The sequence below is a fragment of the Roseateles sp. FW301-B2 genome (assembly GCF_058788955.1).
Genome location: NZ_JBYTBE010000005.1, coordinates 147,229 through 172,348, shown reverse-complemented (window position 1 = coordinate 172,348; position 25,120 = coordinate 147,229). Strand labels below are relative to the sequence as shown.

The following is a 25,120-nucleotide window of genomic DNA, read 5'->3' as shown; positions in this document are numbered from 1 at the left end:
CACTCACCTCAGAGGCGTTCGATGATGCCGGCGGCGCCTTGGCCGGCGCCCACGCACATCGTCACCATGCCGTACTTGCCGCCGGTGCGGCGCAGGCCATGGATCACCGAGGCCGCACGGATCGCGCCGGTGGCACCCAGCGGGTGGCCGAGTGCGATCGCGCCGCCGTTGGGGTTGACCTTGCTGCGGTCCAGCACGATGCCCTTGCTGTCGAGGTCGTTCAGCACCGCCAGCGATTGCGCGGCGAAGGCTTCGTTCAGCTCCACCCAGTCCAGGTCGGCGGCGGTGATGCCGGCCAGCTTCAGGGCCGCGGGGATGGCTTCGATCGGACCGATGCCCATGATCTCGGGCGGCACGCCGCGCACCGCGAAGGAAACGAAGCGGGCCAGCGGCGTGAGGCCGAAGCGCTTCACCGCGGCTTCCGAGGCCACGATCAGGGCGCCGGCGCCGTCAGACGTTTGTGAGCTGTTGCCGGCGGTGACGCTGCCCTTGGCGGCGAACACCGGCTTGAGCTTGCCCAGGCCTTCGATCGAGGTGTCCTTGCGCGGGCCCTCATCCAGGCTCACCACGCGGCGACGCTCGCTGATCGAACCGTCGGCCAGATTGGGCGAGCGCTCGATGATCTCGAAGGGCGTCATCTCGGCGGCGAAGTGGCCGGCCTCCATCGCGGCCAGGGCGCGGCGATGCGATTCCAGCGCGAAGGCGTCCTGCGCCTCGCGGCTGACCTTCCATTGCTGGGCCACCTTCTCGGCCGTCAGGCCCATGCCGTAGGCGATGCCGATGTTCTCGTCACGCTCGAAGATCAGCGGCGACAGCGAGGGCTTGTTGCCGCCCATCGGCACCATGCTCATCGATTCAACGCCAGCGGCGATCATGACCTCTGCCTCGCCGACGCGGATGCGGTCGGCCGCCATCTGCAGCGCGGTGATGCCGGAAGCGCAGTAACGGTTCACCGTCACGCCGCCCACGGTATTGGGCAGGCCCGAGAGCACGGCCGCCACGCGGGCGATGTTCATGCCCTGCTCGCCTTCGGGGAAGGAGCAGCCGACGATGGCGTCTTCGATGGCGGCGGGGTCAAGACCTGGCACCTGGGCCAGGGCGGCCTGGATGGCACGCACCAGCATCTCATCGGGGCGGGTGTTCTTGTAGTAACCGCGGCCCGACTTGCCGATGGGCAAACGGGTGGCGGCGCAGATATAGGCTTCTTGCACTTGCTTTGCCATGATGTTCAACCAACCTTTCAGTTCTTGGGGGTCTTGGGTATCCAAGCCCAGACAAATTCACATTCGACCGGATTCACGCCGGCCTCATCGGTCACCACCACCGTCACCGTGACCTCGCCCTTGGGCTCGGCCCGCATGCTGGCGCGCTGCTGCTCGCTGAGGCTGGCCTCGGCGCGCATCGCGCCGGTGGCCCGCTTCTTGAAGTCCACATGCATGGACTTGCACAGCGGCAGGCAGTCGTCGCGCACATTCATGCCCACCACCATGCCGGTGGCCGTCTCGGCCAGCAGCGCCATGGCGGCGGCATGCACGCCCTGGATGTGGTTCTGCACCGGGCGGCGGTTGCGCACCGCGATCTCGGTGCGCGCGGGCGTCAGCGCCACGAAGTCCAGGCCGGCCGTGCCGGTGAAGGGCACGGCGCGGCGCAGGGCCAGGTTGCGCGCCGGCCGGCGCAGCAGGGCCGGCAGCGCCTCGATGCGCTGCAGGGTGCGGGCCAGTCGGTTTGGGGTGGCGCTCATGAGGCTCTTGCCGATCTCAGTTGCGCACCGGCTTGCCGGTCTGCAGCATGCCCATGATGCGCTCCTGCGTCTTGGGATGCTCCAGCAGCGCGCAGAAGTGCTGGCGTTCCAGCGACATCAGGTACTCCTCGCTGACCAGCGAGCCCGCCTCCACCGCACCGCCGCACACCACATCGGCGATCAGGCTGGCGAGATGGAAGTCGTGCTGGCTGATGAAGCCGCCGTCGCGCATATTGGCCAGCTGGCCCTTGATAGTGGCGATGCCCGAGCGGCCGGCCACCGGGAACAACGCCTTGAGCGGCGGGCGGTAGCCCGACTCGAACATGGCCTTGGCCTGGGCCGAGGCCACGTGCAGCAGCTCGTCCTTGTTGGGCACGATCACGTCGCTGTCCAGCAGGAAGCCGTTCTTCCTGGCTTCCAGTGCCGAGGTGGCGACCTTGGCGGTGGCCGCCGTGGTGAAGCCATCCTTCAGGAACATGAAGATGTCGGCGTTGGCATTGCCGGCGGCGGCCATCTCGGCGGCGCGGCGTGCGATATAGGTCAGGCCGCCACCGCCGGGGATCAGGCCGACGCCCACTTCCACCAGGCCGACATAGCTTTCCATGTGCGCGACACGGCGCGCGCAGTGCACCGCCAGCTCGGCGCCACCGCCCAGGGCCAGGCCGCGCATCGCGGCGATCACCGGCACATTGGCGTAACGCAGGCGCAGCATCATGTCCTGCAGCTTCTTCTCTTCCGGCGCGATGCCCTTGGCGCCCTTGGTCATGAAGACCGGCATCAGCGCCTCCAGGTTGGCGCCGGCCGAGAACACGTCATCGGGCGACCAGATCACCAGGCCCTTGTACTGGGCTTCGGCAATCTCCACCGCCTTCAGCAGACCTTCGGTGACGGTCGGGCTGATGAGGTGCAGCTTGGCGGTGATCGATGCGATCACGACCTCGTTGTCCAGCGTCCAGACGCGCACTTCCTCGTTCTTGAAGAGCTCGGTGCCGGCCTTCAGCGGCTCGGCCGCGCCCTCGCCCACCAGGGCCTCGGGGAAGGCCTGGCGCTCGTACACCGGCAGCTTGGCGCGCGGCTTGAACTTGCCCTCCGCGGCGCTCCAGGAACCGTTCACGCTGTGCACGCCGCCGTTCTCGGCCACCGGGCCTTCGCTCACCCAGGCGGGCAGCGGGGCGTTGCTGAGGGTCTTGCCCTCGGCGATGTCGGCGGAGATCCACTCGGCCACCTGCTTCCAGCCGGCCGCTTGCCAGAGCTCGAACGGCCCCTGTTGCGAGCCGAAGCCCCAGCGCATCGCGAAGTCGATCTCGCGCGCGGTGTCGGCCACGCTGGCCAGATGCACGGCCACGTAGTGGAAACTGTCGCGCAGGATGGACCAGAGGAACTGGGCCTGCGGATTGCTCGATTCACGCAGCAGCTTGATGCGATCGGCCGCCGGCTTCTTCAGCATGCGGGCCACGATCTCGTCGGCCTTCTTGCCGCCGGCCACGTATTCGCCGGTGGCGAAGTCCAGGCGCTGGATGTCCTTGCCCACCTTCTTGTAGAAACCGCCGCCGGCCTTCTGGCCCAGCGCGCCCTTCTCGATCAGGCCGGCCAGCACCTTGGGCGTGGCGTAGATCGAGTAGAAGGGATCGTCCTGCAGGTTGTCCTGCATGGTCTTCACCACATGAGCCATGGTGTCCAGGCCCACCACGTCGGCGGTGCGGAAGGTGCCGCTGGATGCGCGACCCAGCTTCTTGCCCGTCAGGTCGTCCACCACGTCCACCGAGAGACCGAACTTCTCGGCCTCGATCATGGTGGCCATCATGCCGGCGATGCCGACGCGGTTGGCGACGAAGTTGGGCGTGTCGTTGGCACGCACCACGCCCTTGCCGACCGCGGTGGTGACAAAGCTTTCCAGCTGGTCGATCACTTCCGGACGCGTGGTCGGGGTGTTGATCAGCTCCACCAGGTACATATAGCGCGGCGGATTGAAGAAGTGGATGCCGCAGAAGCGCGGCTTGATTTCTTCGGGCAGCACTTCGCTGAGCTTGGTGATCGAGAGGCCCGAGGTGTTCGAGGCCACGATCGCGTGCGGGGCGATGAAGGGGGCGATCTTCTTGTAGAGATCCAGCTTCCAGTCCATGCGCTCGGCGATGGCCTCGATGATGAGGTCGCAATCGCGCAGCTGCTCGAGGTGTTCCTCGTAATTGGCCTGGCCGATCAGGGCCGCATCGGCCGCGTCACCCAGGGGTGCGGGCTTGAGCTTCTTCAGGCCGTCCACCGCCTTGCTGACGATGCCGTTCTTGGGGCCTTCCTTGGCCGGCAGATCGAACAGCACCACGGGCACCTTGACGTTGACCAGGTGGGCAGCGATCTGCGCACCCATCACGCCAGCGCCGAGCACGGCGACTTTGCGAACTTGGAATCGACTCACGGACTTCTCCTAAAAATCTGTACGGATTGGTGGCGGCTACGCCTAACGCTTACTCGACGCGCACCCAGGTCTGGGTGCGGTAGAAGAAGCCGATATAGCCGCGCATCTCCAGCTTCTTGCCACCGTCGATGGGCTTGAGCCGGGTCTTGTAGGACTTGCCGTTGTTGGGGTCGAGGATCTCGCCCCCCACCCAATGCAGCTTGTCGTCGTTGTCTTGCTTGACCCCACGGATGATCTGCAGGCCCACCACGGGCTTGTCCTTGCGGTCATCGCTGCACTTGTCGCACTTCGAATCGGCCTTGCTGGCATCGAAGATCTTCTCGATGGTGCCGGTCAGCACGCCGCCGGTCTCGCTGATGCGCACCAGGGACTTCTCGGTCTTGCCATCGTCGTCGATGGTCTTCCACAGGCCCACCGGGCTGGACTGCTGTGCCTGCGCCAGGCCGGCGGCAAGGCTCAGGGCGGCGGCAGCGACGGTCAACAAGGCTTTCTTCATGGGGTCGGTCTCCTGAATGTTGTGAGGCCCGCCTCTGACGGGCGGGCCTTGGGGGGCGGGATGCTTAGAACAGCGCTTCTTCCATCTCCATCAGCGGCTGCAGACCGGCACGCGCGGTACGAATCAGCGAGGCGGTCTCAGGCAGCAGCTTCGCAAAATAGAAGCGCGCCGTCGAGAGCTTGGCGGTGTAGAAGGGATCGCCGCCGTCCTTCTTCTCCAGCGCCAGCTTGGCCATGCGGGCCCAGAAGTAGGCAAAGGTCAGGTGACCCACCACGCGCAGATAGTCCACCGCGGCGGCGCCCACCTCGTCGGGGTTCTGGAAGGCCTTCATGCCGATCTCGGTGGTCAGCTTGGTGACCTTGTCGCCGATGTCGGCCAACGGGTTGATGAACTCCTGCATCGCCTCGTTGGTGCCCTCTTCCTCGACGAAGGCGGCAATCTTCTTGCCGAAGGCCTTGAGCTTCTTGCCGTTGTCGCCCAGCACCTTGCGGCCCAGCAGGTCCAGCGACTGGATGGTGTTGGTGCCCTCGTAAATCATGTTGATGCGGGCATCGCGCACGAACTGCTCCATGCCCCACTCATGGATGAAGCCATGGCCGCCGAAGACCTGCATGCAATGCGAGGTGGCGATCCAGCCGTTGTCGGTCAGGAAGGCCTTGATGATGGGCGTCAGCAGCGCCACCTCGTCTTCGCATTCCTTGCGCTCGTCCTCGTCGTCCGAGGACAGCGCCTTGTCCAGCTGCAGCGCCACATAGGTGGCGAGCGCACGGCCGCCCTCGGCATAGGCGCGGGCCGTCAGCAGCATCTTGCGCACGTCGGGGTGCACGATGATGGGGTCGGCGGCCTTGTCGAGCGCCTTGGGGCCGGACAGGGCGCGCATCTGGATGCGGTCCTTGGCATAGGCCACGGCGTTCTGGTAGGCCACCTCGGTCAGGCCCAGGGACTGGTTGCCCACGCCCAGGCGCGCCGCATTCATCATCACGAACATCGCGGCCAGGCCCTTGTTGGGCTGGCCCACCATGGTGCCCACGGCGCCGTCCAGCACGATCTGCGCGGTGGCATTGCCATGGATGCCCATCTTGTGCTCCAGGCCGCCGCAGTACACGCCGTTGCGCGAGCCCAGCGAGCCGTCGGCGTTCACATTGAACTTGGGCACGATGAAGAGCGAGATGCCCTTGGAGCCCTGCGGCGCGTCCGGCAGACGAGCCAGCACCAGGTGCACGATGTTGGCGGCCAGGTCATGCTCGCCGGCCGAGATGAAGATCTTCTGGCCGGTGATCTTGTAAGTGCCGTCGGCCTGCGGTTCGGCCTTGGAGCGCAGCAGGCCCAGGTCGGTGCCGCAATGCGGCTCGGTCAGGCACATGGTGCCGGTCCACTCGCCGCTGGTCAGCTTGGGCAGGTAGACGCTCTTCTGCTCGGGCGTGCCATGGGCGTGCAGGGCCTCGTAGGCGCCGTGGCTCAGGCCGGGATACATGGTCCAGGCCTGGTTGGCCGAGTTCATCATCTCGTACATGCACTGGTTGATCATCACCGGCAGGCCCTGACCGCCGTACTCGGGGTCGCAGGAGAGTGCCGGCCAGCCGCCTTCCACGTACTTGGCATAGGCTTCCTTGAAGCCCTTGGGCGCGGTGACCTCGTGGGTGGTCTTGTCGAGTACACAGCCCTCGGCATCGCCGCTCAGGTTGATCGGCGTGATGACCTCGGAGCAGAACTTGCCGCCCTCTTCCAGCACCGCGTTGATGGTGTCTTCGTCGATGTCGGCATGCTTGGGGCAAAGCTTCAACTCGTCGACGACGTGCAGCAGTTCGTGCATCACGAACTTCATGTCGCGCAGGGGCGGGTTGTACTGAGGCATGTGGAGCTCCTGAGGTGGGCTTGTAGTAATGAGAGATCAGGGCCGCTTCTTGATGGCTGCGGCCGCTGACTTGGGGCTGTGCTCGCGATCGGCCTTGAGGCCGGCCGGCGTGGCATAGGACTGGATGGCGCGCTCGAAGCCCGCCTCGGCGCGCCCGATGGCGCCCGGGCTGCGCATGAAGCGCGCGTCGTGATGCAGGGACAGGATCAGGCCGTGCAACTCGAACAGGATCTGCTCGACATCGGCGTCCGGCTTGAGGTGGCCGACCTCCTTGGCCAGCACGATGGCGCGGTGCAGGGCGGCATGCCAGGCCTTCACCATCGAGACCAGGGCGTCGCGCACCGGGCCCGGCCGGTCGTCGAACTCGACCGCGCCGCTGATATAGATGCAGCCCGAATCGATCTCCACCGACACGCGCCGCACCCAGCGCTCGTAGAGCGCGCGCAGGCGCGGCAGGCCGCGGGCCTCGCGGATCGCGGTGAAGAAGACCTCTTCCTCGAACTTGGCGTGATACTCGCGCACCACCGCGATCTGCAGTTCCTCGCGCGAGCCGAAATGGGCGAACACGCCCGACTTGCTCATCTTGGTGACGTCGGCCAAGGCGCCGATCGACAGGCCTTCCAGGCCCATGTGCGAGGCCAGGCCTAATGCGGCTTCAAGAATCGCGGCGCGCGTCTGCTGGCCTTTTTGCAGCGAACGCACGGCACGGCGCGGCGCCACTGCTTTCGCAGCGGTCCGGGCGCTGGGGTCTGGCGTAGCGGTCAAGGCAGGTCCTGGGAGTTTTGGGGCGTCCGCATAATAAAACGAACGATCGTTCTATTTTTGCCCAAAAGCCAAGTCTGACAAGCCGGGTTTTGCCGCAACTTCTAGGGGAAGCCGCCTAGAACCGCACGCTTGCCGGCGCCGCCATGGCGCGTCGCGGCCCGGGCACAAAGCGCCCACCCCCGCGCGCAAGGCTTGAGTTAGCGCGCACTAATGCAGTACGCTGCGGGCAGGAGGTCAACGCTGTGGATGTTCTGCAACTTGATATCTCGGGCAGACCGCAAGCCTGGATCACGACCAAGGAAGCCGCCGTGATCTATGCCAGCGACGGTGTGGCCTGGACGCTTGGCGACCCCTGCCATGTCTTGCGCGGCGGCCTGCAGCGCCGCACCGGCATGCAATCGCGCATCGAAGTGCACCCCATCATCGCGGTACGCGGTGCCGTGCCCTCGCGTGCCTGGCGCCAGGCGCCGGCCCTCTCCAACCCCAAGCTGTTCGCGCGCGACCGCTATGTCTGCGCCTACTGCGGCCACAGCCACCATCCCGACGACCTGACCCGCGAGCACATCATCCCCAGTTCGCGCGGCGGGCACGACACCTGGATGAATTGCATCACCGCCTGCAAGAGCTGCAACGGCCGCAAGGGCAACCGCATGCCCGAAGAGGCCCACATGAGCCTGCTATACCTGCCCTATGTGCCGAGCCTGCACGAGGACATGATTCTGCGCGGGCGCCGCATCCTGGCCGACCAGATGGAGTTCCTGCTCGCCAGCGTGCCCAGGTCCAGCCGCCTGCATGCCTGAGCATCAGCTCGGGCATGACCGAGGTCATGGCCGCCGGTAAAGACTTGTAATCCGGTCAACGCCGCAGCCCACGGCGACGTTGGTCTTCCACGACTTATCCGGAGGAACCATGCCCATCAAGAAACTGATCGTCGCCGCCACCGTGGCAGCCCTGGCCGCCTGCTCGACCACCAGCCCCGACGTGGTGCAGCGCGGCGACGCCCAGCGCATGTCCCAGGTGCAGGACGCGACCATTCTCTCGATTCGCCCGGTCACCGTGGACGGCAGCCAGAGCGGCGCCGGTGCCGTCACCGGCGGCGTGATCGGTGCCGTGGCCGGCTCCAGCGTCGGCGGCCGCCGCGAGGGCCAGATCGTCGGCGTGCTGGGCGCCGTGGCCGGTGCCGTGATCGGCAACGCCGTGGAACGCAACGCCACCCGCGAAGAAGCGGTGGAGATCCTGCTGCAGCTGCGCAACGGCGAGCGCCGCTCGGTGGTGCAAGCCAAGGCCGGCGAAACCCTGCTGCCCGGCGACGCCGTGGTGCTGGTGACCACCGGCGGCAAGACGCGCGTGACGCGGGCGCCGGCACCGGCACCGGCGCGCTGGTCGACCGATTGATCGATCGCTCTCAAGCAAGAAGGGCTTGGCAAATTCGCCAAGCCCTTTTTCTTTGCTGAGGGGATTGTTTGGTAGGCCGTGCAGGACTTGAACCTGCGACCAAAGGATTATGAGTCCCGGAACACATACATTCACTGGTGTTGCGCAGTGTTGATTGCATCAATACAAATCAACAACTTAGACGTTTTCATTGGGCTTTTATACAGTACCATGCGTTGACATTTGTTCAACAAAATTCAGGCTAGGTGTCTACGTGGCGTCTACGTCTGAAACCGCATGGCACGCCCCCGCAAGTCCGACACCCCCGACCTGGCCCTCCCCCACAACCTGACTGCGGGCCTCATCGAGCGCCTGGTCTGCCCCGTCGACAAGGACCAGGCCTTCCTCCGCGATGCCGAGGTGCCGGGCCTCAAGGTGCGGGTCTCGCCGCAAGGCGCCAAGACCTTTGTGTACGAGGCGCGCGTCCAGGGCAAGGTCATGCGCAAGGCGATTGGCGCTGTGGGCTCCTGGACCATCGACGAGGCCCGGAAGGAGGCTCGCCGCCTCGCCGTGCTGCGCGACCAAGGCACCGACCCGCGGGAGCAGGAGCGGCAACGTGAGGCGGAGCGTGCCGAGGCAGCAGCCAAGCGGGCACTCGCCAAGGTCACCGTGGGGCAAGCCTGGGCTGACTACATCGCGGAGCGCACGCCGTTTTGGGGAGACCTCCACAAGCGGGATCACGAACGCAAGGCGTCGCCTGGCGGCAAGCCTGCGCTGCGCGGCACCCGGGGCACCGGCAAGACCCGGCCCGGCCCCCTCTACCCGCTGATGGCTCTGCCCCTGGCCAAGCTCGATGCGCCGACCATCGAGAGCTGGGCCGCACGGGAGGCTGCCACCCGCCCGAGCAGCGCCAGCTTGGCCTGGCGCCTGCTCAAGGTATTTCTCACCTGGTGTGGCGAGCACCCCCGCTACGCCGCCCTGCTACCTGCCAAGAACCCGGCCAAGACGACCCGGACCCGTGAGGCTTTCGGCAAGCGGGCCGTGAAGTCAGACGTGCTGCAGCGGGGCCAACTGCAGGCCTGGTTCGCTCAGGTCCGGCAGATGTCGAACACCACCATCTCGGCCGCCCTGCAGGTCATGCTGCTCACGGGCGCCAGGCCGGGCGAGGTCATCTGCCTGCGCTGGCAGGACATCGACTTCAAGTGGAAGAGCATCACCATCCGGGACAAGGTCGAGGGCGCGCGGGAGATTCCGCTCACGCCCTACGTCGAGAGCCTGCTGACCAAGCTGCCGCGGGCGAATGACTGGGTCTTCGCCAGCGCGCGCTGGGAGCCACCCAAGGACGGCAAGAAGGGGCAGTGGGTGGACACCAGCACCTCAGGGCACATCACGGAACCCAACCGGCCGCACACCGCGGCCTGCGATGCAGCGGGGCTCCCCGGGCTGACCTTGCATGGGCTGCGGCGGTCGTTCGCCAGCCTGACCGAGTGGCTGGAGGTGCCGACGGGCGTGGTGGCCCAGATCCAGGGGCACAAGCCGAGTGCGACGGCGGAAAAACATTACAAAAGGCGTCCGCTGGATTTACTACGGGTGCATCACGAGAGGATTGAAGGGTGGATCCTGGAGCAGGCAGACGGCAAGTAAGTGCTTTCGTTAAAGGCATGGACCGCCGCCTACCCCGGACCAAGTGAAAGGCGGCGCTACGTCTTGGACCGCTGCCCAAATGCACACGGCTCTGCTGTGGCGAAACTCAAGAGATTCGGGGCCGGGATCCGCCGCACTTTTCGCCCTGCGTATTATTGGCGCAGCCGCAATGGCGAACGAACCCGGCGAATCGGACCCCCAGAGATGCAAGGCGCCGTCAGGCCCGTTTGCGACGGCGGGCCACCCACCCCAAGGCGGTCAGGCCGCTCAACATCAGCACGCATGAAGTCGGCTCGGGGACTGGTTCAGCAACCGGAGTGAGCAAGAAGGCGTGCTGCGTGCCGTCCTCCTTAAACATGTCCCCGGTGATGTAGCCGTTTTCGCTGATTCCGAAAGCCCCATGTAGGACCCACTGGCCCCGGCCAACCACTAGGGAATTTAGGTCAATCGCACCTTCGTCGGGTGTCCACAGGAAGGCGCGATAAAGGCTGCCATCCCAAGTGCTGGAGGGGCCTACATCGGGGTAGAACTCACCGACGGCGACGTTACTTGAGTTCACACTGCGAAGGTCTGACCAGCGTCCAATATCGACAACATCTATGCGCTCACCACGCAAAATGAAACCATGGTCGTTCCAAGGTGCCAAAACACCTGAAAACCCGGAACCAGTTCCAACAATCGTTCCGTTGTTTGCGACGGCCGAGGCTCTGGACCAAGTAGCCCCAGCGTCTGGTATTTCCTCGATGACACCGTTGAAGTAGCGCGTCGCTTTGCCGGCCTCGTAGCCCACCACAACGCCTGCATCATTGATTCCGTAAGAGAACGACTGCTCGTTGCCTACAGCGCCAGGCAAATGGGGCACCAGGGAGTAGCCTCCATTGGAAAATATCGTTGCCTGTTCCCAGCCGTTGCCCCTGGTAGTGGTGTAGCCGACTGCCATACCTGAAGAATTAATCGCCACGGCGCCGCCCTGCACAGTCCCAGGCGGAGCAGCAAGGTAGGTCAGATTTCCATTGGTCCAAATGGCCGGTCTTGCCGTCGATCCGAAAACGCCGACCTCGCCAACAATGACACCAGCGCTGTTGATGCCAAAAGCCTCGGAATAACCTCCAGGCCCCAAGGTCGTGACCAGCCCATGGTCAAAGTACGTTGCCGAACGGATGGCGCCTGCCGACGTTCCCGCAACCTGGCCCAGCGAGTTCACGGAGAACCCGTAGCCAGTAGCGAAGCCAGTAGCGACACCCAGGTCAGTCAGTGTGAAGCTTGGTGCAGCACTCGCGCTCGCAGCCAACGTCGTCATTACAAATGCAATCCATGCCCTAGACATTGCTCCCTCCCTTTGCCCGTTCCGGGCTGTTTAATGCGGGGCAAAAGATAGCACTCGACCTGGGGAGGAAACGGGGTGTCACTCCCCTTAGATGCAGGGGCAAAATGAATCGCCCCCGGGTGTCCATACAGTCCAAGTAGTGTCTATGGAGTCGGCGCGCCGCGCCGGCTAACACTCCCCTTGCCTACCCAACCCTCGAGCGTTGCGTTATCGAAGACAATAGATTTATGGGGCTTGAGGTCGCCTTTCGGTCAAAAGAGTTACGGTCCACGTGTGAGAGCCCCACGAGGGCCAAGCGTGAGCTTGGGGACGGTGCCGCCGCAGCTTTGCGTAGATATCTTGCCGATCTGGAGGCCGTGGAAACGGTCGCAGAGCTCTTTGAGATGGGGATGGAATTTCAGAATTGCGGGTCGAAGGTGGGACTGATACGGTTTGAACTTAGCGAGGGGCGACACCTCTACTGCGAAGTGAATCACCACCATGTCCCCATGAGCGGTGAAGTTGTTGACTGGCGCAAGGTTACGAGACTGAAGATCATCCACATCGGAGGCGACCTGTGACGCGCTCCACTGAGTTCATCCCAGCATGGGCATCCCCCCCGGGCGAGACCGTGCGACAACTCGCCGCCAAGAAAAACCTGCGATCCGACGACCTGGCTCAGGCGCTAGGGGTTCCTCCAGAAGGCCTTTCGCAGCTCTGGACCGGCGAGTTGCCCATCACGGCTGCTCGCGCTAATGCATTGGCCGGCGTTGTTGGGGCGAGTGTGCGTTTCTGGCTGGCACGGGAGGCTCAGTACAGGCGCGACGTTCAGGCGCTGCAGGACGACAGCAAGCAGTGGGTATCAAGCCTACCCTTTGCGGAAATGGCGCGGTTTGGATGGCTGAAGGCAGCAACTTCGACGGGCGAAAAGCTCCGGCACGCGCTGGATTTTTTTGAGGTCAGTACCGTCGACGAGTGGCGCGACGCATGGCTTTCGGAGCGTGCCGGTCTTACTGCTTACCGCACATCGCCCGTTTTTGCCGCGCAGTCGGCGTCGGTCGCCGCGTGGCTTAGACAGGGAGAGCTGGCGGCAACCGAGTTGTCAGTGGGTACCTGGTCGCGTGAATGCTTTGAGCGCTTGCTGCCATCGTTGAAGCCGCTGACCCGTCTTCGAGAGCCCATTGAGTTCATCCCACATTTGCAGGAGCAGTGCGCCTCTTGCGGCGTCGCAGTTGTAATCGCGCGCGCGCCGAAGGGCTGTCCCGCTAGCGGCGCTACTCGCGTCAAGAACGGTAATGCGATCTTGCAACTCAGCGTTCGGTACCTACGTGATGACAGCTTCTGGTTCACCTTCTTCCACGAAGCCAGCCATCTGGTACTCCATGAGGACCGGCTTTTCCTCGAGTGGTCCGACCGGCGTGAACTCGATAGCCGTGAGGAGGCCGAAGCGAACAAGTTCGCTGGCCAGTTGCTCATACCTCCATCCGAAGAGGCAGCCTTGCGGGCGTTGCCCCATGAGTACCGCAGCATCATGAGGTTCGCGAAGAACCTGTCCATCTCGCCCGGCATCGTGGTCGGGCAGCTTCAGCATCGTGGGCTGCTCCGCCAAGACAGACTGAATTTCCTAAAGAAGCGGTATTCCTGGGCCGAGTAGGCCTACCCGCGGAACGGCCGATAGAGGTTTGGGCTCTTCTGCCAGTTGCACATCGCATCTTCCATGACCTGCATGCCGACGCCGAGATGCTGCTCGAGCGCGGCCACGCGCGCCTCCAAGACACGGGCTCCGGTGTTGGAGTCAATCTGGCCGTCGAAAAGTAGCCTGGCGCCGCGCTTCGGCCCGGTGGCCTCATTCAGATATGTCGAATCCGCTTCGATGTTGGCGAGACCGACCTTGCTTAGCATGGTGAGGTAGTCAAAGCGCCCCGTGCGGCCGAAGCGCATCACGGCGCGCATCTGCTCATAGAGCACACCGAAGGCGCGCCGTGCGTTTCCGTTTGCTTGGGCCTGTGCCTGAGCAATCATCTCCGCATGTGAACCAAAGCCAGCGATCCAGGCGACGTAACTGCGAACAACGGCGCCCGTCCCCTTGGGCCCTGGCTTGAGCGACTCGTACTTGCGGTGATTGCCGAATTTACCCGCGAAGGTAAGGTGCTGATCCTCGACCCAGTCGGCATAAGACTGTGGATCGCTCAGGACCCGCGCCCACGTCCACGGCACCACTTCTGAGGCGCCGTAAAGCTCAGCAGCAAGGCGCCAAGCTGTCTTGATGTTGCGGCCGCAGTGAGTGGCTAGGAAGACGAGCCAGAAGGCTTCTTCCGCATTTCCCACAGAAAAAGCCACAGCCGCCCTTATAGGGTCGAAGAACGGGCTCTGCGGGTCGCTACGTGAGGCGCTGATAGCGCGGGCGCGGACAGTCTGCACATACGACACGCGCTGAATGCTGTCGATGAGTTGCGCGACGAAAGCGAGCATATTCTCGGGAGGCGCCACCCCCAGCAGTGGCATGTTCTGCTGGTGGAAGGCGAGAAGCTGGGCTTCGAGGGCTTGCGCCCGCTGTTCCTTTTCGAGCGCCTTCATACCGCAGCCTTTGATGCGTTGTTGCTGTCATCGAAGATCGTCACTTGGTCCTTCACCGAAGGGACAACCCCGTAGCGCTTGTTGATGTACATGGCGTAAACGTCGTCGCGCAGCCGCCGCTTCAACCGCCTGATTTCATTCTGATTGCCGGTTGTCTTGCCCGCCTTGTAGATCGCAAGGAGGGTGGCCAGGTCCGCCCAGTAAGGATCCATAGACTCCCGCGGATCGATTGCGCTCGGATCGCCGCTCCTCACCGACTCTTCGAAATCAAGGAGGGCCCGCACGGAGTCCCATGGGTCGCCCTGAGGCATCGGCGGCATCGGACGCCCGATCTGCCAGCCCTCTTCAAGGTAGCGGATGGCCTTCTTGTCGTCCGGTTCGTACAGGTGCAGGCTCCCGACGGAGTGCCTGTACTCCCCCAACTCGACGCCCAGTGACCTGGCGACAAGCTCCTGGATCATGGTGAACGCGAACACATCGTGCGGCAGGCCGATCCAGGCATCATTCGACCGCATGGACGTCAACATGTGCAGCCGTCGGTCCCGGATGACGAACTGCATAGTGCAAGTGCAGGGGATGTCACGGTGATACTCCAGCGTGTCACGGCGGTCAAATAGCTGCACCACAGCTTGTCGCGAATCCGGCTTGCTCTTCAGCGATGAAATGACGCGGGCCAACTGGTCGTTCGGCCGCTTGCCAAACATTCTGGGGCCGTACGCGCCATGGATGGTCAATTCATCGTCAGATGACTTTGTGTACAAGGGAATGTAGTGCTCGATGAAATCCAGCGCATTACTCCCGGCCAGTATCCAAAGCAGTTCGCCAAGGCAGCTAAAGAGTATGCCGCGTGACTCGGTGCGGCTGAGCCGCAGACGTGGTGCCGACAGCTTCAGCAAGACACCATAGATTTCGCGGGCCGGCCCCTTCGTGGGTTCAATTCGAGTGCCACGTGCCAGGAGTTGCCGATATACCTTTGCCAAGAGGTCGTCTAAGGAATCGGCGCGGACGTACATGTGCCGGAAAGCCCTAGGCGAAAAGAGCAAGCTGTGCGTCGCTGGTCGACGTGGCGACCACTGGTGCAGGTACGAATACTTGCCTGGCGATGCGCACGACCTCACGAGGGCTAACGGGCCGGGCACCGCTGCGAAGGGCGTTCAGCCGCTGAGCATCAGTGATGTCGTAGTGGGGATGGCGTGCCCCGCGATGAAAGGCGCGGGCGGGTAGCCCAATGCGATATGCAAAGGCATGAAGCTCATCAAGGCTGTCCGCCGTTAGGTGGAACCAGCCACGACCGTACTTAGACACATCGGCATCGTCGACGTATACCAATTTCTTCCCCCTGAGGAGAATGTAACATGAACGTTATGCGGGCAGATCTAACTAGGTGCCCGCTCCCCCGTTCAAAGCCGACTACATGTCGAGCGCCGTTGCATCGTGGGAGCTCCCAGAAGTGCCCAACTCACCTGAACAGGTCGTCGCACACATGGAGCCTTTGGTCGCGGAGCTGAAAGGTAACCACATAGCGTGTGTTGCAGCGCCCTTATCGACAATCCAAGTCGACTTGGAGCTGCAGCCAGATCCTGCGAACCGTCCCCCGTCTCGTCGCGACTAGACAGCTGCCAGCGCGGGGCGTGTGCCGCCAGTCGCCGATCACGGCGAATTTGAACCGCTGCATCGGGCTTCAAAACCATTGTGAAATGGTAGACCGTTCGCGCTGCAGAGTGGTCGCACACAACGCTGTGACCGCCCCTTCCGCCAGTAGCGGCAACTCCGCGCACACCGAGGGTGACGACCTTCGCTAGCAGCTGAAATTCAATATGTCGCGGAGTTCCTCTTAGAGGGGTCTTCCCAAAGCACAGAACTGCAAACTATCAGCCGATAACGCGTTACGTGACCGTCCCATATCTAGCCTGTACTACCCTACCAAAGCCTACCGAATCACAGTGGAACTGGGGCCACAGACGTTTTGACATGCGCCCGTTTGTTCCCAATGATCCGGCCATCACAAGCAACCATTTGGGGCGCAATCAATGGAGCAACGGCAACCTACTAGAGCCATTTGCACGTGCCTGGCCAGTGCCGCGCACCAATTCCTCCCTCTGATGGCGGAGCAAGTTCAGCAGGCTGCTGAACTGTGCCGCACTCATCATGGCTCATAAGCTACCTGCAAAGGAGATGGTCGCCTTGGCCATCTCTGTCGCCAACGAATATGGTGGCGCCTTGGTCGAAGGTGCCTACCTCGGGAAAGCACTCCCGCATCGATGGCAGTGCGCAAATGGTCATGAGTGGTCAGCGCTTTTTGACAGCGTCGTGAAGCACCGGCGATGGTGCAAGGATTGCAAGCAACAAGCTTTGGTGGACGAGGCGAAGCGCGTTGCCATAGCACAAGGGGGCCGCTTTCTGTCGACAGGCACGGAGATTAAGAATTGCAGCTATACAGAATGGGAATGCAGGGAGGGGCACAGGTGGGCGACGCGACACAGTAGGGTCGTTAATGAGGGCTGTTGGTGCAAGCGCTGCAGCATGATGCGCAAAGATGCCGGCGATCTTGTGCGTCGGGGCCACGAGGCTGCACAGGCGAAAGGCGGCGCGTTCATCACTGGCCGCTATTTGGGCCAAGAGGCCCCGCACCTTTGGGAATGCAAGCTCGGCCACCAATTTGAACTGCCCTATCGGTACGTACTCCACTTGGGCTCTTGGTGTCCAAACTGCAAAGACGCAGCCTGCGGCCCGGTAGCCTTGCTGGAAAAGGCGCAGAAGTACGCCTCGGCGTGTGGCGGGCAGTTGGATTCCCAGCTTTATGTGCCTGGTCAGGCCTTGTCTTGGAGGTGCGCGGCGGGCCATCAATGGGAAGCCAGCTACGCGAATACTGTGACCGCCAAGAAATGGTGCGCGGAGTGCACCCGAGGAATCGGGGAGCGCCGCACCCGGGCGGCCTTCGAGGAATTGCTGCCGGGCCATCTGTTTCCTTCCCGATATCCCGAGTGGTTGATCAATCCATTGACAGACCGTCCGCTGCAACTCGACGGGTACAACGAAGAACTACGCCTTGCCTTTGAGTTTCAAGGGCCTCATCACCGCAGCGCCATGGCGGTATACAAAATGACGGTCGACGATCTGCAATCCGTACGCAGCCGCGACCAGCACAAGCGCGACACCTGCAAGGCGCGCCGCATCAACTTGATTGAGGTCCCAAGCAGCCTGGATGCGGGAGCTTTGCCTCATTGGATCCATAAGCAACTTCATCGCATTGCACGTCTACGACCACTTCTAGCTCCATGGCAGGGCATCGACGTAAGCCACTGGATCCTTCCGACAGAAAGCTGGTCTATCACTCATCTTCAACTTCATGCAGCCAAAAGGGGTGGGCGCTGCCTCTCGGACGCCTACCTGGGGTCAACAACCATGCATCTCTGGAAATGCGGAACCTGTGGCCACGAGTGGTCAGCGTATTGGTACAACATTCTTGATGGTCACTGGTGCAAGCCCTGTGGGCAAAGGAAGGGGGCCGCGACGCGAATTTCGCGTTCTAGGTTTCGAATTCAAGACTTGCAGGAACACGCAAGCGCGCGCGGCGGGACCTGCCGATCGACAGAGTTCATTGGCAGCCATGAACACTACAACTGGGCCTGCGGAACTTGTGGGCATGAATGGTCGGCTAGCTGGACCAACGTGAGTCGTGGAACCTGGTGCAAGCCTTGTGGACACCGCGCTGCAGCCAAGAAGCGGCGGGGGGGCAGCTAGTACACGAATGAGTGCACGACGCCATGATCGGGGTGACACGCAACTCCTCGGCCGTCAACAAGGTCCGCAGCTGAGCGCTGACGGGATCCACATGCAGGCCAAGCAATGCTGCTTCGATGAGTTCACTATTCGCGAGCAGCAAGGCCGGTTCGAGACTCTTCACTTTCGTGGATTTCTGGCTCGTCATCAAGCCAGTTCACCCAAGCCTTTGGATCGTGGCGCCCTGCTCGCTCCATTCGAGAGTAGACCTCCCGGATGGCCACCCCGCCGAGGCCAGGTCAGGTAGTCCATAGGCAAAGTAGTCGCCATTTCCGAGGCGGGCAAGGGCCAAATGAGGAGCCAATCATGAGCACAGCAGTCATTCATAGATCGCCAGCCTACGAGCTCAGCGCTGAAACGCGCCGCACGCCCTTGGGCATCGAACTGCGTTTTGTCAGCTACGTGCCAACAGCGCGTCGCCCGGAACGCCAAGCCAAGTTGTCCATCATGTTGTCGCCGGCAGAGCTGCTGCTCTTGAAGTCCTTGCTAGAGGCGGAACTCGCCTGAGCTGACAGGGTCAGCCGAACACTGCAGCGCCCTTGATGACGCAGTCGACCGGCCACCATGAATCCCGGCGGACTCCCTGGGGCGTCCCGGGGGACAAGCGGTGCCAATACGCTAGAGTCTTGCGGCCTGCCTGCTGATGGCGGCACGCTACCGGCTCTCAATATTGGCTGTCAGTCACCCTCTGAGGTGAGCATGCCTGATCGGTGGTGGGCGCACTGCGCCCGTCCTGTCGCGAAACGTTCAGCCATTCGGGCCAGCCCCGTAGCTGTGCTGACGCTGCGCCGCATATCATCCCCGCCGCAATCAGGGGATATCGAATGGGGCCAACAGAGCTCGGAACAGACGCCAAAGTGGCAGTGTTGGTGGATTGCGAGAACGCGTCTCCGGATGTCCTGGAGTACGCCTTGCAAGTGGCTGCGCAGTTCGGCCGCGTGGTGCTGCGCCGGGGATTTGGCAACCAGAACGCGCTGGCCAACAAGTGGCAGGAAGCCCTCGTCAGGCGGGCCTTCACGCCCTGCTTGCAGTACACCTACTCCTCCGGCAAGAACACCTCCGACATCGCCCTGGCCATGGATGCCATTGAGGCGATGTTCGATGGCCGGGCCGACACCTTCTGCCTCGTCACCAGCGACTCCGACTTCGCCGGCCTGTGTCGCAAGCTGCGCGAGCGCGGCGCCACGGTCAACATCGTCGGCGAGGCCAAGACGCCCGAGGCCCTGCGCAACGCCAGTGACCAGTTCTTCGAGTGGGCCCCAGCAGAACCTGCCGCAACGGCAGAGTCGACGGCCCAGCCCGCCAAGCCCGCGGCGCCGCCCAAGCCCAAGCAGCGGCCCAAGTCGGTCGTCAATGCCGTCAAGCTGATGGCCGCCGAGACGCCCGATGGCCGCGTGCATGTCGCCACCCTGGGCTCCTACCTGCGCCGCGCGGACCCCGCCTTCTCCCCCCAGCACTACGGCCACTCGGGCCTGGTGGGCATGCTCAAGACCTACGACCTCCTGACCCTGCGCCAAGAAGCCGGCGGGCACTGGACTGTCGCGCTCGCCACCCCGAAAGACACTCCCGCACCGGCAGCTGCAGCCGCTGCCCCCTGATACCTGCTGTACCGCTCCCTCATGCTCGACGACATCAAAAAAACCCTCTGGGCCGCCGCAGACAAGCTGCGCGCCAACATGGACGCGGCCGAATACAAGCACCTGGTGCTCGGCCTGATCTTCCTGAAGTACGTGTCCGACACCTTCGCCGCGCGCCGCGCCGAGGTCATCGCCCGCCTGCGCAACCCGGACGACGAGTACTACTACGGCGACGCCAGCGAGGACGACCTCGCCGCCGAAGCCGACGACCGCGACTACTACACCGCCGTCAATGTCTTCTGGGTGCCTTCAGGGGCGCGCTGGGAGCACCTGCGCGGCCAGGCCAAGCAGCCCACCATCGGCCGCAGCATCGACGACGCGCTGACCTTGATCGAGGGCGAGAACCCCAAACTCAAGGGCATCCTGGACAAGCGCTATGGCCGCGCGCAGCTGCCGGACGGCAAGCTGGGTGAGCTGGTGGACCTGGTGTCCACTATCGGCTTTGGTGACAACCCGAACACAGCCCGCGATGTGCTGGGCCAGGTCTACGAGTACTTCCTGGGCCAGTTCGCCAGCGCCGAGGGCAAGAAGGGCGGGCAGTTCTACACGCCCGCCTCCATCGTGCAGACCTTGGTGGCCGTGCTGGCCCCGCACCACGGCAAGGTCTACGACCCGTGCTGCGGCTCCGGCGGCATGTTCGTGCAGAGCGAGAAGTTCATCGAGGCGCACGGCGGCAAGCTGGGCGACGTGTCCATCTACGGCCAGGAGAGCAACCCCACCACCTGGCGCCTGGCGGCCATGAACCTGGCCATCCGCGGCATCGACTTCAACCTCGGCCGCGAGCCGGGCGACACCTTCACCCGCAACCAGCATCCGGACCTGCGGGCCGACTACATCCTGGCCAACCCGCCTTTCAACATCAGCGACTGGTGGCATGGCAGCCTGGAGGGCGACCCGCGCTGGGTCTATGGTGACCCGCCGCAGGGCAACGCCAACTACGCCTGGCTGCAGCACATGCTGCATCACCTGAAGGACACGGGTCGGGCCGGCATCGTGCTGGCCAATGGCTCGATGAGCTCCAGCCAGAACAACGAGGGCGTCATCCGTGCCGCCATGGTCGATGCCGATGTGGTGGAGGTGATGGTGGCGCTGCCGGGCCAGCTCTTCTTCAACACCCAGATCCCGGCTTGCCTGTGGTTCCTGGCCAAGAAGAAGCCCGCGGCGCGCCAGGGTCAGGTCTTGTTCATCGATGCGCGCAAGCTGGGCCGCATGATCAGCCGGGTGCAGCGTGAACTGGCGGATGAAGATATCGCCCGCATCGCCGCTATGGTGGCGGCCTGGCGCGGTGAGACTGCGCCGGGCGAGGCGATGGGTGAGTACGCCGATGTGCCGGGCTTCTGCCGCAGCGTGGAGCTCTCTGAGATCGCCCAGCACGGCCATGTACTGACGCCGGGGCGTTATGTGGGCGCCGAAGAAGTCGAGGACGACGACGAGGCCTTTGCCGAGAAGATGACGCGGCTGACGGAGCAGCTGGGGGAGCAGATGGCGAAGGGGGCGGAGCTGGATGCGGTGATCCGGGGGAAGCTGGGGGGGCTGGGGTATGAGTTTTGATTCCCCAGCTTGGGCTGAGTTGCGAGCGAAGACCCCCGCGGATTGGGAGGTGGCGCTACTCGCCGAGGTGACGGATTTTCAGGAGGGTCCGGGAATACTGGCGAAGGACTTCGCCGAATCCGGTGTACCCCTTCTACGACTTCGCAACATCGAGGGGCCAAACGTCCGACTCGATGGGTGCAACTACTTAGCACCTGCCAAAGTTGACGCGAAATGGAAGCACTTCGCTCTAGCGCCTGGCGACCTTCTCATCAGCACCAGTGCCTCACTCGGTCGCGTGAGCGTCGTTGACGGCAATTCAGCCGGAGCTATTGCATACACGGGAATCATCAGGTTTAGGAGTAGTAGCCCACGACTGCATCACGAGTACCTTCGTGCCTTCTTGTCGTCAAGGAGCTTCGTCGAGCAGGCTGAGCGCATGGCGACTGGCAGCGTCATCAAGCACTTCGGACCATCTCACCTCCGGCAGATGGCCATTGCCCTGCCACCGATTGGTACCCAGGTGCGGATAGCCGAGCTTTTTGACGCTCTGGACGACCGCATCACCCTCCTCCGCGAAACCAACACCACGCTAGAAGCCATCGCCCAGGCGCTGTTCAAGTCCTGGTTCGTGGACTTCGACCCCGTGCGCGCCAATATGGCCGGCCGCGCCCCCGAAGGCATGGATGAGGCCACAGCCGCGCTCTTCCCTGACAGCTTCGAGGACTCGGAGTTGGGGGAGGTGCCGAGGGGGTGGCCTCAGTGCTCGGTGTACGACATGGCCACCTACGTAAATGGAGCTGCTTACAAGTCGTTTAGCCCGAACGCAGAACGTCGCGGCCGACCAATCATAAAAATCGCAGAGTTGAAAGCTGGCGTGACTGCGCAGACGGCGTATTCAGATGTGGAGATGCCAGCGAAGTACCTCATCGCTACCGGCGACATATTGTTCTCTTGGTCAGGTAACCCCGACACCTCGATCGACACGTTTGTATGGGTGCATGAGCCCGCATGGTTGAACCAACACATCTTCCGCGTGCTTCCAGTAGAGCCCTTTGAGCGAACTTACTTGCTGCAGCTACTTCGCCACCTTAGGCCAGTCTTTGCGGAGCTTGCCAGGAACAAGCAGACCACGGGCCTTGGGCATGTCACCGTGGCCGACATGAGACGACTATTGATCGCAAAACCTGCTGCACCGGTAGTCCAGCTGTTCGCTCGAACCGTAGGACCAATCCAGGAGAAGGTGTTTTCGAATGAGCAGCACTCGCTGACATTGAAAAGGCTCCGCGACACCCTCCTCCCCCGCCTCATCTCCGGCCAGCTCCGCCTGCCCGAGGCCACCGAGGCCGTCGACCACGCCCTCGCCACCAGCCCATGAGCCCCACTAGCACGCACTTCACCGCCCTCAACGCACTCTGGGACGAGTTCCTGGCCCGCTGGCCCATGGAGAGCCTGCGCAGCATGAGCCTGGAGGAGTACTCACAGGCCGGCAGCAAGGACTGCTTCACCAACTGGCTGGAAAGCCGCACAGAGGACCTGGGCTCGATCTGGGGTGGCTCGGCCTTCAAGTTCGGCGTCTATTCGCGCAAGGACCAGAGCGACAAGTCGGGGCAAGCCTCCAGCGGCCTGAGCTTTGGTTCGACGCACGGCTGGCTGAGCAAGTACGGCACGACGGTCAATGAGGCCTTCGAGCGTGTGCGAGGCCTGATTGCCGACATCGCCCAGGCCGCTCGAGAAGGCCGCCTGGACGCCATCGAGGCCGCAGACCTGGGCCACGCCACCAAGTGGAAGATCGCCTTCCTCTACCAGGACCGTGCTCACCCCGTGATCGCCCCCGTGTTCAAGCGCGCCATGCTGGACGCGCTGCCGGGTGTGAATGCCAAGACCAGCACCGGGCAGGTCTATCAGCAGCTGATGGCCGCAAAGCCCGCTGAGCAGGGGGTGCTGGAGTACGGCACGGCGCTCTGGCAGCAGGCCGGCGAGGTGCTGGCCGGGGCCATCAGCACGGACGAGGCGCTGAGCTACTTGCAGGCCCATCCCGCGCTCACGGCCATCAAGCCGCCCACCAAGAAGCACGCCGGCTTCCGGCTGCCGGATGGGCGTGAGCTGTGTCTCATGCGTGCGCGGCAAACGCCGGTCGTCTACTTCCAGCCCGGGCCCTGGACGCATGAGCTCACGGAGGCCACGCAAGGCGCCACGCCCAAGGGAGCGGACGACACCCGCAGCCATGGCCTGGCCGCCAACGCCCCCACCTTGGCCGCCCCGAACCCTGCGGTGTCCTTCAGCATCCCCAGCCGCGAGCGCCTGCTGGAGCTGTTGGAGGCTTACACCGGGGAAGTGCCACCCGTGTTCCACGATCACCCCAGCAATGGCACCGGCATCCAGCCGCCCGAGGGCCCCAGCGAGGCTACAGACCTGGCCGCGCCCCGCCCGCCCCTGAACCAGATCCTGTACGGCCCGCCGGGCACCGGCAAGACCTACAGCACCATCGACGCCGCGCTGGAGATCCTGGATCCGGCCTTCAAGGGGGCACATCCTCATCCCACTCAGCGCGCAGAGCGCAAGGCGCGCTTCGACACGCTGGTGCGTGAACGCCGCGTGCGCTTTGTGACCTTCCATCAGAGCTTCAGCTACGAGGACTTTGTGGAAGGCATTCGGGCCGCCACCGACCACGAGGATGGCGCGCTGAGATACCGCATTGAAGATGGGGTATTCAAGGAGATTTGCAGTGAAGTGACGGCGTTACAGGCATGGCAGCCTGCGGGCGCCGTCACGGTTAGGGGGCGCCAAGTTTGGAAGCTCACGCTGGGGATCAGCAATGACACCGACAGCGAGGCTTACTGGACCAGCTTAGAAAACGACTGCATCCTGCTGAACTATGGGCCTGGCGTCGATTTTTCTGGATGCCAGTCCAAAGATGAGGTGATAGACAGATATCTGGCAGCGGACTTCCATCTGACCAACCCTGCCAAGGACTATGCCGTTACCTGCATGCTCCCGTTTGTGAATGAGGCTCGAGCCGGCGATCTGGTGATCATTGACGCGGGGATCTACCAGTTCAAGGCAATCGCTGAAGTGACCGGCCCCTATGAATTCCACAAGGAACCCATCCTCGAGGGCTATTCGCATTCACGAAAGGTGCGGTGGCTACGCAAGTACCCGACACCTTTATCCGCCGCGGAATTCTTGGGGCGCGGAGAGTTCGCTCGAAGGCATTTCTACAAGCTCTATCCTCAAAGGGCAGAGAGCGATTCGCAGGACTTCGACATCACCATGCTTCAGGATCTACTCACACCGGATCCGGCAGCTGCACCGGCACGGGTTCTGATCATTGACGAAATAAACCGCGGCAACATCTCTCGCATCTTTGGCGAACTGATCACCCTGATCGAGCCTTCCAAGCGGGCAGGCAGCAGCGAGGCGCTGCAGGTCACGCTGCCCTACTCGAAGAAGCCCTTCAGCGTGCCCGACAACGTCTACCTCATCGGCACCATGAACACGGCCGACCGCTCCTTGTCGAGCATGGACGTGGCCCTACGCCGTCGCTTCGAGTTCGTCGAGATGCCGCCCAGGCCCGAAGTGCTGAAGGGCATCAACGTCGCTGGCATCGAGGTGCAGCGCTTGCTGGAGGTCATGAACGAGCGCATCGAAGCACTGCTGGACCGAGACCATCGCCTGGGGCATGCCTTCTTCATGCCGCTGCGCGAGAACCGCCGCCTGAGCCGGCTGGAGCAGATCTTCCGCAAGCAGGTGCTGCCGCTGCTGCAGGAGTACTTCTTCGATGACTGGCAGCGGATCCAGTGGGTGCTCAACGACCACCGCAAGCCCGAGGAGTTCTGCTTTGTGCGCAGCCAGGGCGTGAACACGGCCGCGCTGTTCGGTGATGAGGTCAATGTGTCGCGCCGCCCGCAGGCCTGGTACGTGAACGACGCGGCCTTCCGCGAGGTGCAGAGCTACCTGGGCGTCATCGACCACCTCAGCGCCACGGAGCAGGACTGA

Annotated in this window: 20 protein-coding genes; 10 read left to right on the top strand and 10 right to left on the bottom strand. The window is 63.4% G+C overall.

Features of this window, described 5'->3' with window-relative positions; genetic code table 11:
- Positions 1–8: 8 nt before the first annotated feature.
- From AC3WQY_RS05905 to AC3WQY_RS05880, 6 genes are all read right to left on the bottom strand, one after another.
- A complete protein-coding gene (locus AC3WQY_RS05905) occupies positions 9–1,223 on the bottom strand; it encodes an acetyl-CoA C-acyltransferase (protein ID WP_492706604.1) in 1,215 nt (404 codons plus the stop codon).
- A gap of 17 nt (positions 1,224–1,240) precedes the next feature.
- Complete coding sequence (locus tag AC3WQY_RS05900) at positions 1,241–1,741, bottom strand: DUF4442 domain-containing protein (protein WP_492706602.1); 501 nt, start codon at positions 1,739–1,741, stop codon at positions 1,241–1,243.
- Between the two features lie 16 nt (positions 1,742–1,757).
- Positions 1,758–4,154, bottom strand: a complete 2,397-nt coding sequence (locus AC3WQY_RS05895; protein ID WP_492706600.1) for a 3-hydroxyacyl-CoA dehydrogenase/enoyl-CoA hydratase family protein — start codon at positions 4,152–4,154, stop codon at positions 1,758–1,760.
- A 49-nt stretch (positions 4,155–4,203) separates the two neighbouring features.
- On the bottom strand, positions 4,204–4,650 hold the full coding sequence (locus AC3WQY_RS05890; protein ID WP_285233518.1) for a DUF2147 domain-containing protein: 447 nt from the start codon (positions 4,648–4,650) through the stop codon (positions 4,204–4,206).
- A 64-nt stretch (positions 4,651–4,714) separates the two neighbouring features.
- Positions 4,715–6,505 (bottom strand): acyl-CoA dehydrogenase C-terminal domain-containing protein, encoded by a 1,791-nt coding sequence (locus tag AC3WQY_RS05885; protein ID WP_492706598.1) that lies wholly within the window; start codon positions 6,503–6,505, stop codon positions 4,715–4,717.
- Positions 6,506–6,541: 36 nt separating this feature from the next.
- On the bottom strand, positions 6,542–7,270 hold the full coding sequence (locus tag AC3WQY_RS05880; RefSeq protein WP_425334653.1) for a TetR/AcrR family transcriptional regulator: 729 nt from the start codon (positions 7,268–7,270) through the stop codon (positions 6,542–6,544).
- A 242-nt stretch (positions 7,271–7,512) separates the two neighbouring features.
- Here AC3WQY_RS05880 and AC3WQY_RS05875 point away from each other — a divergent pair, with 242 nt between their 5' ends.
- From AC3WQY_RS05875 to AC3WQY_RS05865, 3 genes are all read left to right on the top strand, one after another.
- Positions 7,513–8,070: an HNH endonuclease gene (locus AC3WQY_RS05875; protein ID WP_285233520.1), complete on the top strand. Its 558-nt coding sequence runs from the start codon at positions 7,513–7,515 to the stop codon at positions 8,068–8,070.
- A 109-nt stretch (positions 8,071–8,179) separates the two neighbouring features.
- Positions 8,180–8,665, top strand: a complete 486-nt coding sequence (locus AC3WQY_RS05870) for an outer membrane lipoprotein (RefSeq protein ID WP_492706595.1) — start codon at positions 8,180–8,182, stop codon at positions 8,663–8,665.
- 276 nt (positions 8,666–8,941) lie between these two features.
- A complete protein-coding gene (locus tag AC3WQY_RS05865) occupies positions 8,942–10,288 on the top strand; it encodes a tyrosine-type recombinase/integrase (RefSeq protein WP_492706593.1) in 1,347 nt (448 codons plus the stop codon).
- A gap of 217 nt (positions 10,289–10,505) precedes the next feature.
- On the opposite strand, the gene AC3WQY_RS05860 is transcribed toward AC3WQY_RS05865, so the two are convergent.
- Positions 10,506–11,492, bottom strand: coding sequence for a PEP-CTERM sorting domain-containing protein (locus tag AC3WQY_RS05860; protein ID WP_492706591.1), 987 nt, complete (start codon positions 11,490–11,492; stop codon positions 10,506–10,508).
- 733 nt (positions 11,493–12,225) lie between these two features.
- Between AC3WQY_RS05860 and AC3WQY_RS05855 the strand changes: the two genes are divergently transcribed.
- On the top strand, positions 12,226–13,248 hold the full coding sequence (locus AC3WQY_RS05855) for an ImmA/IrrE family metallo-endopeptidase (RefSeq protein ID WP_492706589.1): 1,023 nt from the start codon (positions 12,226–12,228) through the stop codon (positions 13,246–13,248).
- 2 nt (positions 13,249–13,250) lie between these two features.
- Here AC3WQY_RS05855 and AC3WQY_RS05850 read toward each other — a convergent pair whose 3' ends face one another.
- Genes AC3WQY_RS05850 through AC3WQY_RS05840 form a run of 3 tightly spaced genes read right to left on the bottom strand, consistent with a single transcriptional unit; the run spans position 13,251 to position 15,500 of the window.
- The gene (locus AC3WQY_RS05850) at positions 13,251–14,171 is read right to left on the bottom strand and encodes an alpha-glutamyl/putrescinyl thymine pyrophosphorylase clade 3 protein (RefSeq protein WP_492706587.1); all 921 of its coding nucleotides are present in this window, start codon (positions 14,169–14,171) and stop codon (positions 13,251–13,253) included.
- The gene (locus AC3WQY_RS05845) at positions 14,168–15,184 is read right to left on the bottom strand and encodes a thymidylate synthase (RefSeq protein WP_492706585.1); all 1,017 of its coding nucleotides are present in this window, start codon (positions 15,182–15,184) and stop codon (positions 14,168–14,170) included. The genes AC3WQY_RS05850 and AC3WQY_RS05845 overlap by 4 nt, the downstream gene beginning before the upstream one ends.
- A gap of 13 nt (positions 15,185–15,197) precedes the next feature.
- Complete coding sequence (locus AC3WQY_RS05840) at positions 15,198–15,500, bottom strand: DUF4031 domain-containing protein (RefSeq protein WP_492706583.1); 303 nt, start codon at positions 15,498–15,500, stop codon at positions 15,198–15,200.
- Between the two features lie 1,194 nt (positions 15,501–16,694).
- Between AC3WQY_RS05840 and AC3WQY_RS05835 the strand changes: the two genes are divergently transcribed.
- From AC3WQY_RS05835 to AC3WQY_RS05810, 6 genes are all read left to right on the top strand, one after another.
- A complete protein-coding gene (locus AC3WQY_RS05835) occupies positions 16,695–17,915 on the top strand; it encodes a zinc-ribbon domain-containing protein (RefSeq protein WP_492706581.1) in 1,221 nt (406 codons plus the stop codon).
- Positions 17,916–18,260: 345 nt separating this feature from the next.
- A complete protein-coding gene (locus tag AC3WQY_RS05830; RefSeq protein WP_492706579.1) occupies positions 18,261–18,461 on the top strand; it encodes a hypothetical protein in 201 nt (66 codons plus the stop codon).
- 317 nt (positions 18,462–18,778) lie between these two features.
- On the top strand, positions 18,779–19,552 hold the full coding sequence (locus tag AC3WQY_RS05825; protein WP_492706577.1) for an NYN domain-containing protein: 774 nt from the start codon (positions 18,779–18,781) through the stop codon (positions 19,550–19,552).
- 21 nt (positions 19,553–19,573) lie between these two features.
- Positions 19,574–21,142 carry a class I SAM-dependent DNA methyltransferase gene (locus AC3WQY_RS05820; protein WP_492706575.1) on the top strand — a complete coding sequence of 523 codons (1,569 nt, stop codon included), beginning with the start codon at positions 19,574–19,576 and terminating at the stop codon, positions 21,140–21,142.
- Complete coding sequence (locus tag AC3WQY_RS05815; RefSeq protein ID WP_492706573.1) at positions 21,132–22,499, top strand: restriction endonuclease subunit S; 1,368 nt, start codon at positions 21,132–21,134, stop codon at positions 22,497–22,499. Before AC3WQY_RS05820 ends, AC3WQY_RS05815 begins: the two co-directional genes overlap by 11 nt.
- Positions 22,496–25,120, top strand: coding sequence for a DUF8426 domain-containing protein (locus AC3WQY_RS05810; RefSeq protein WP_492706571.1), 2,625 nt, complete (start codon positions 22,496–22,498; stop codon positions 25,118–25,120). Before AC3WQY_RS05815 ends, AC3WQY_RS05810 begins: the two co-directional genes overlap by 4 nt.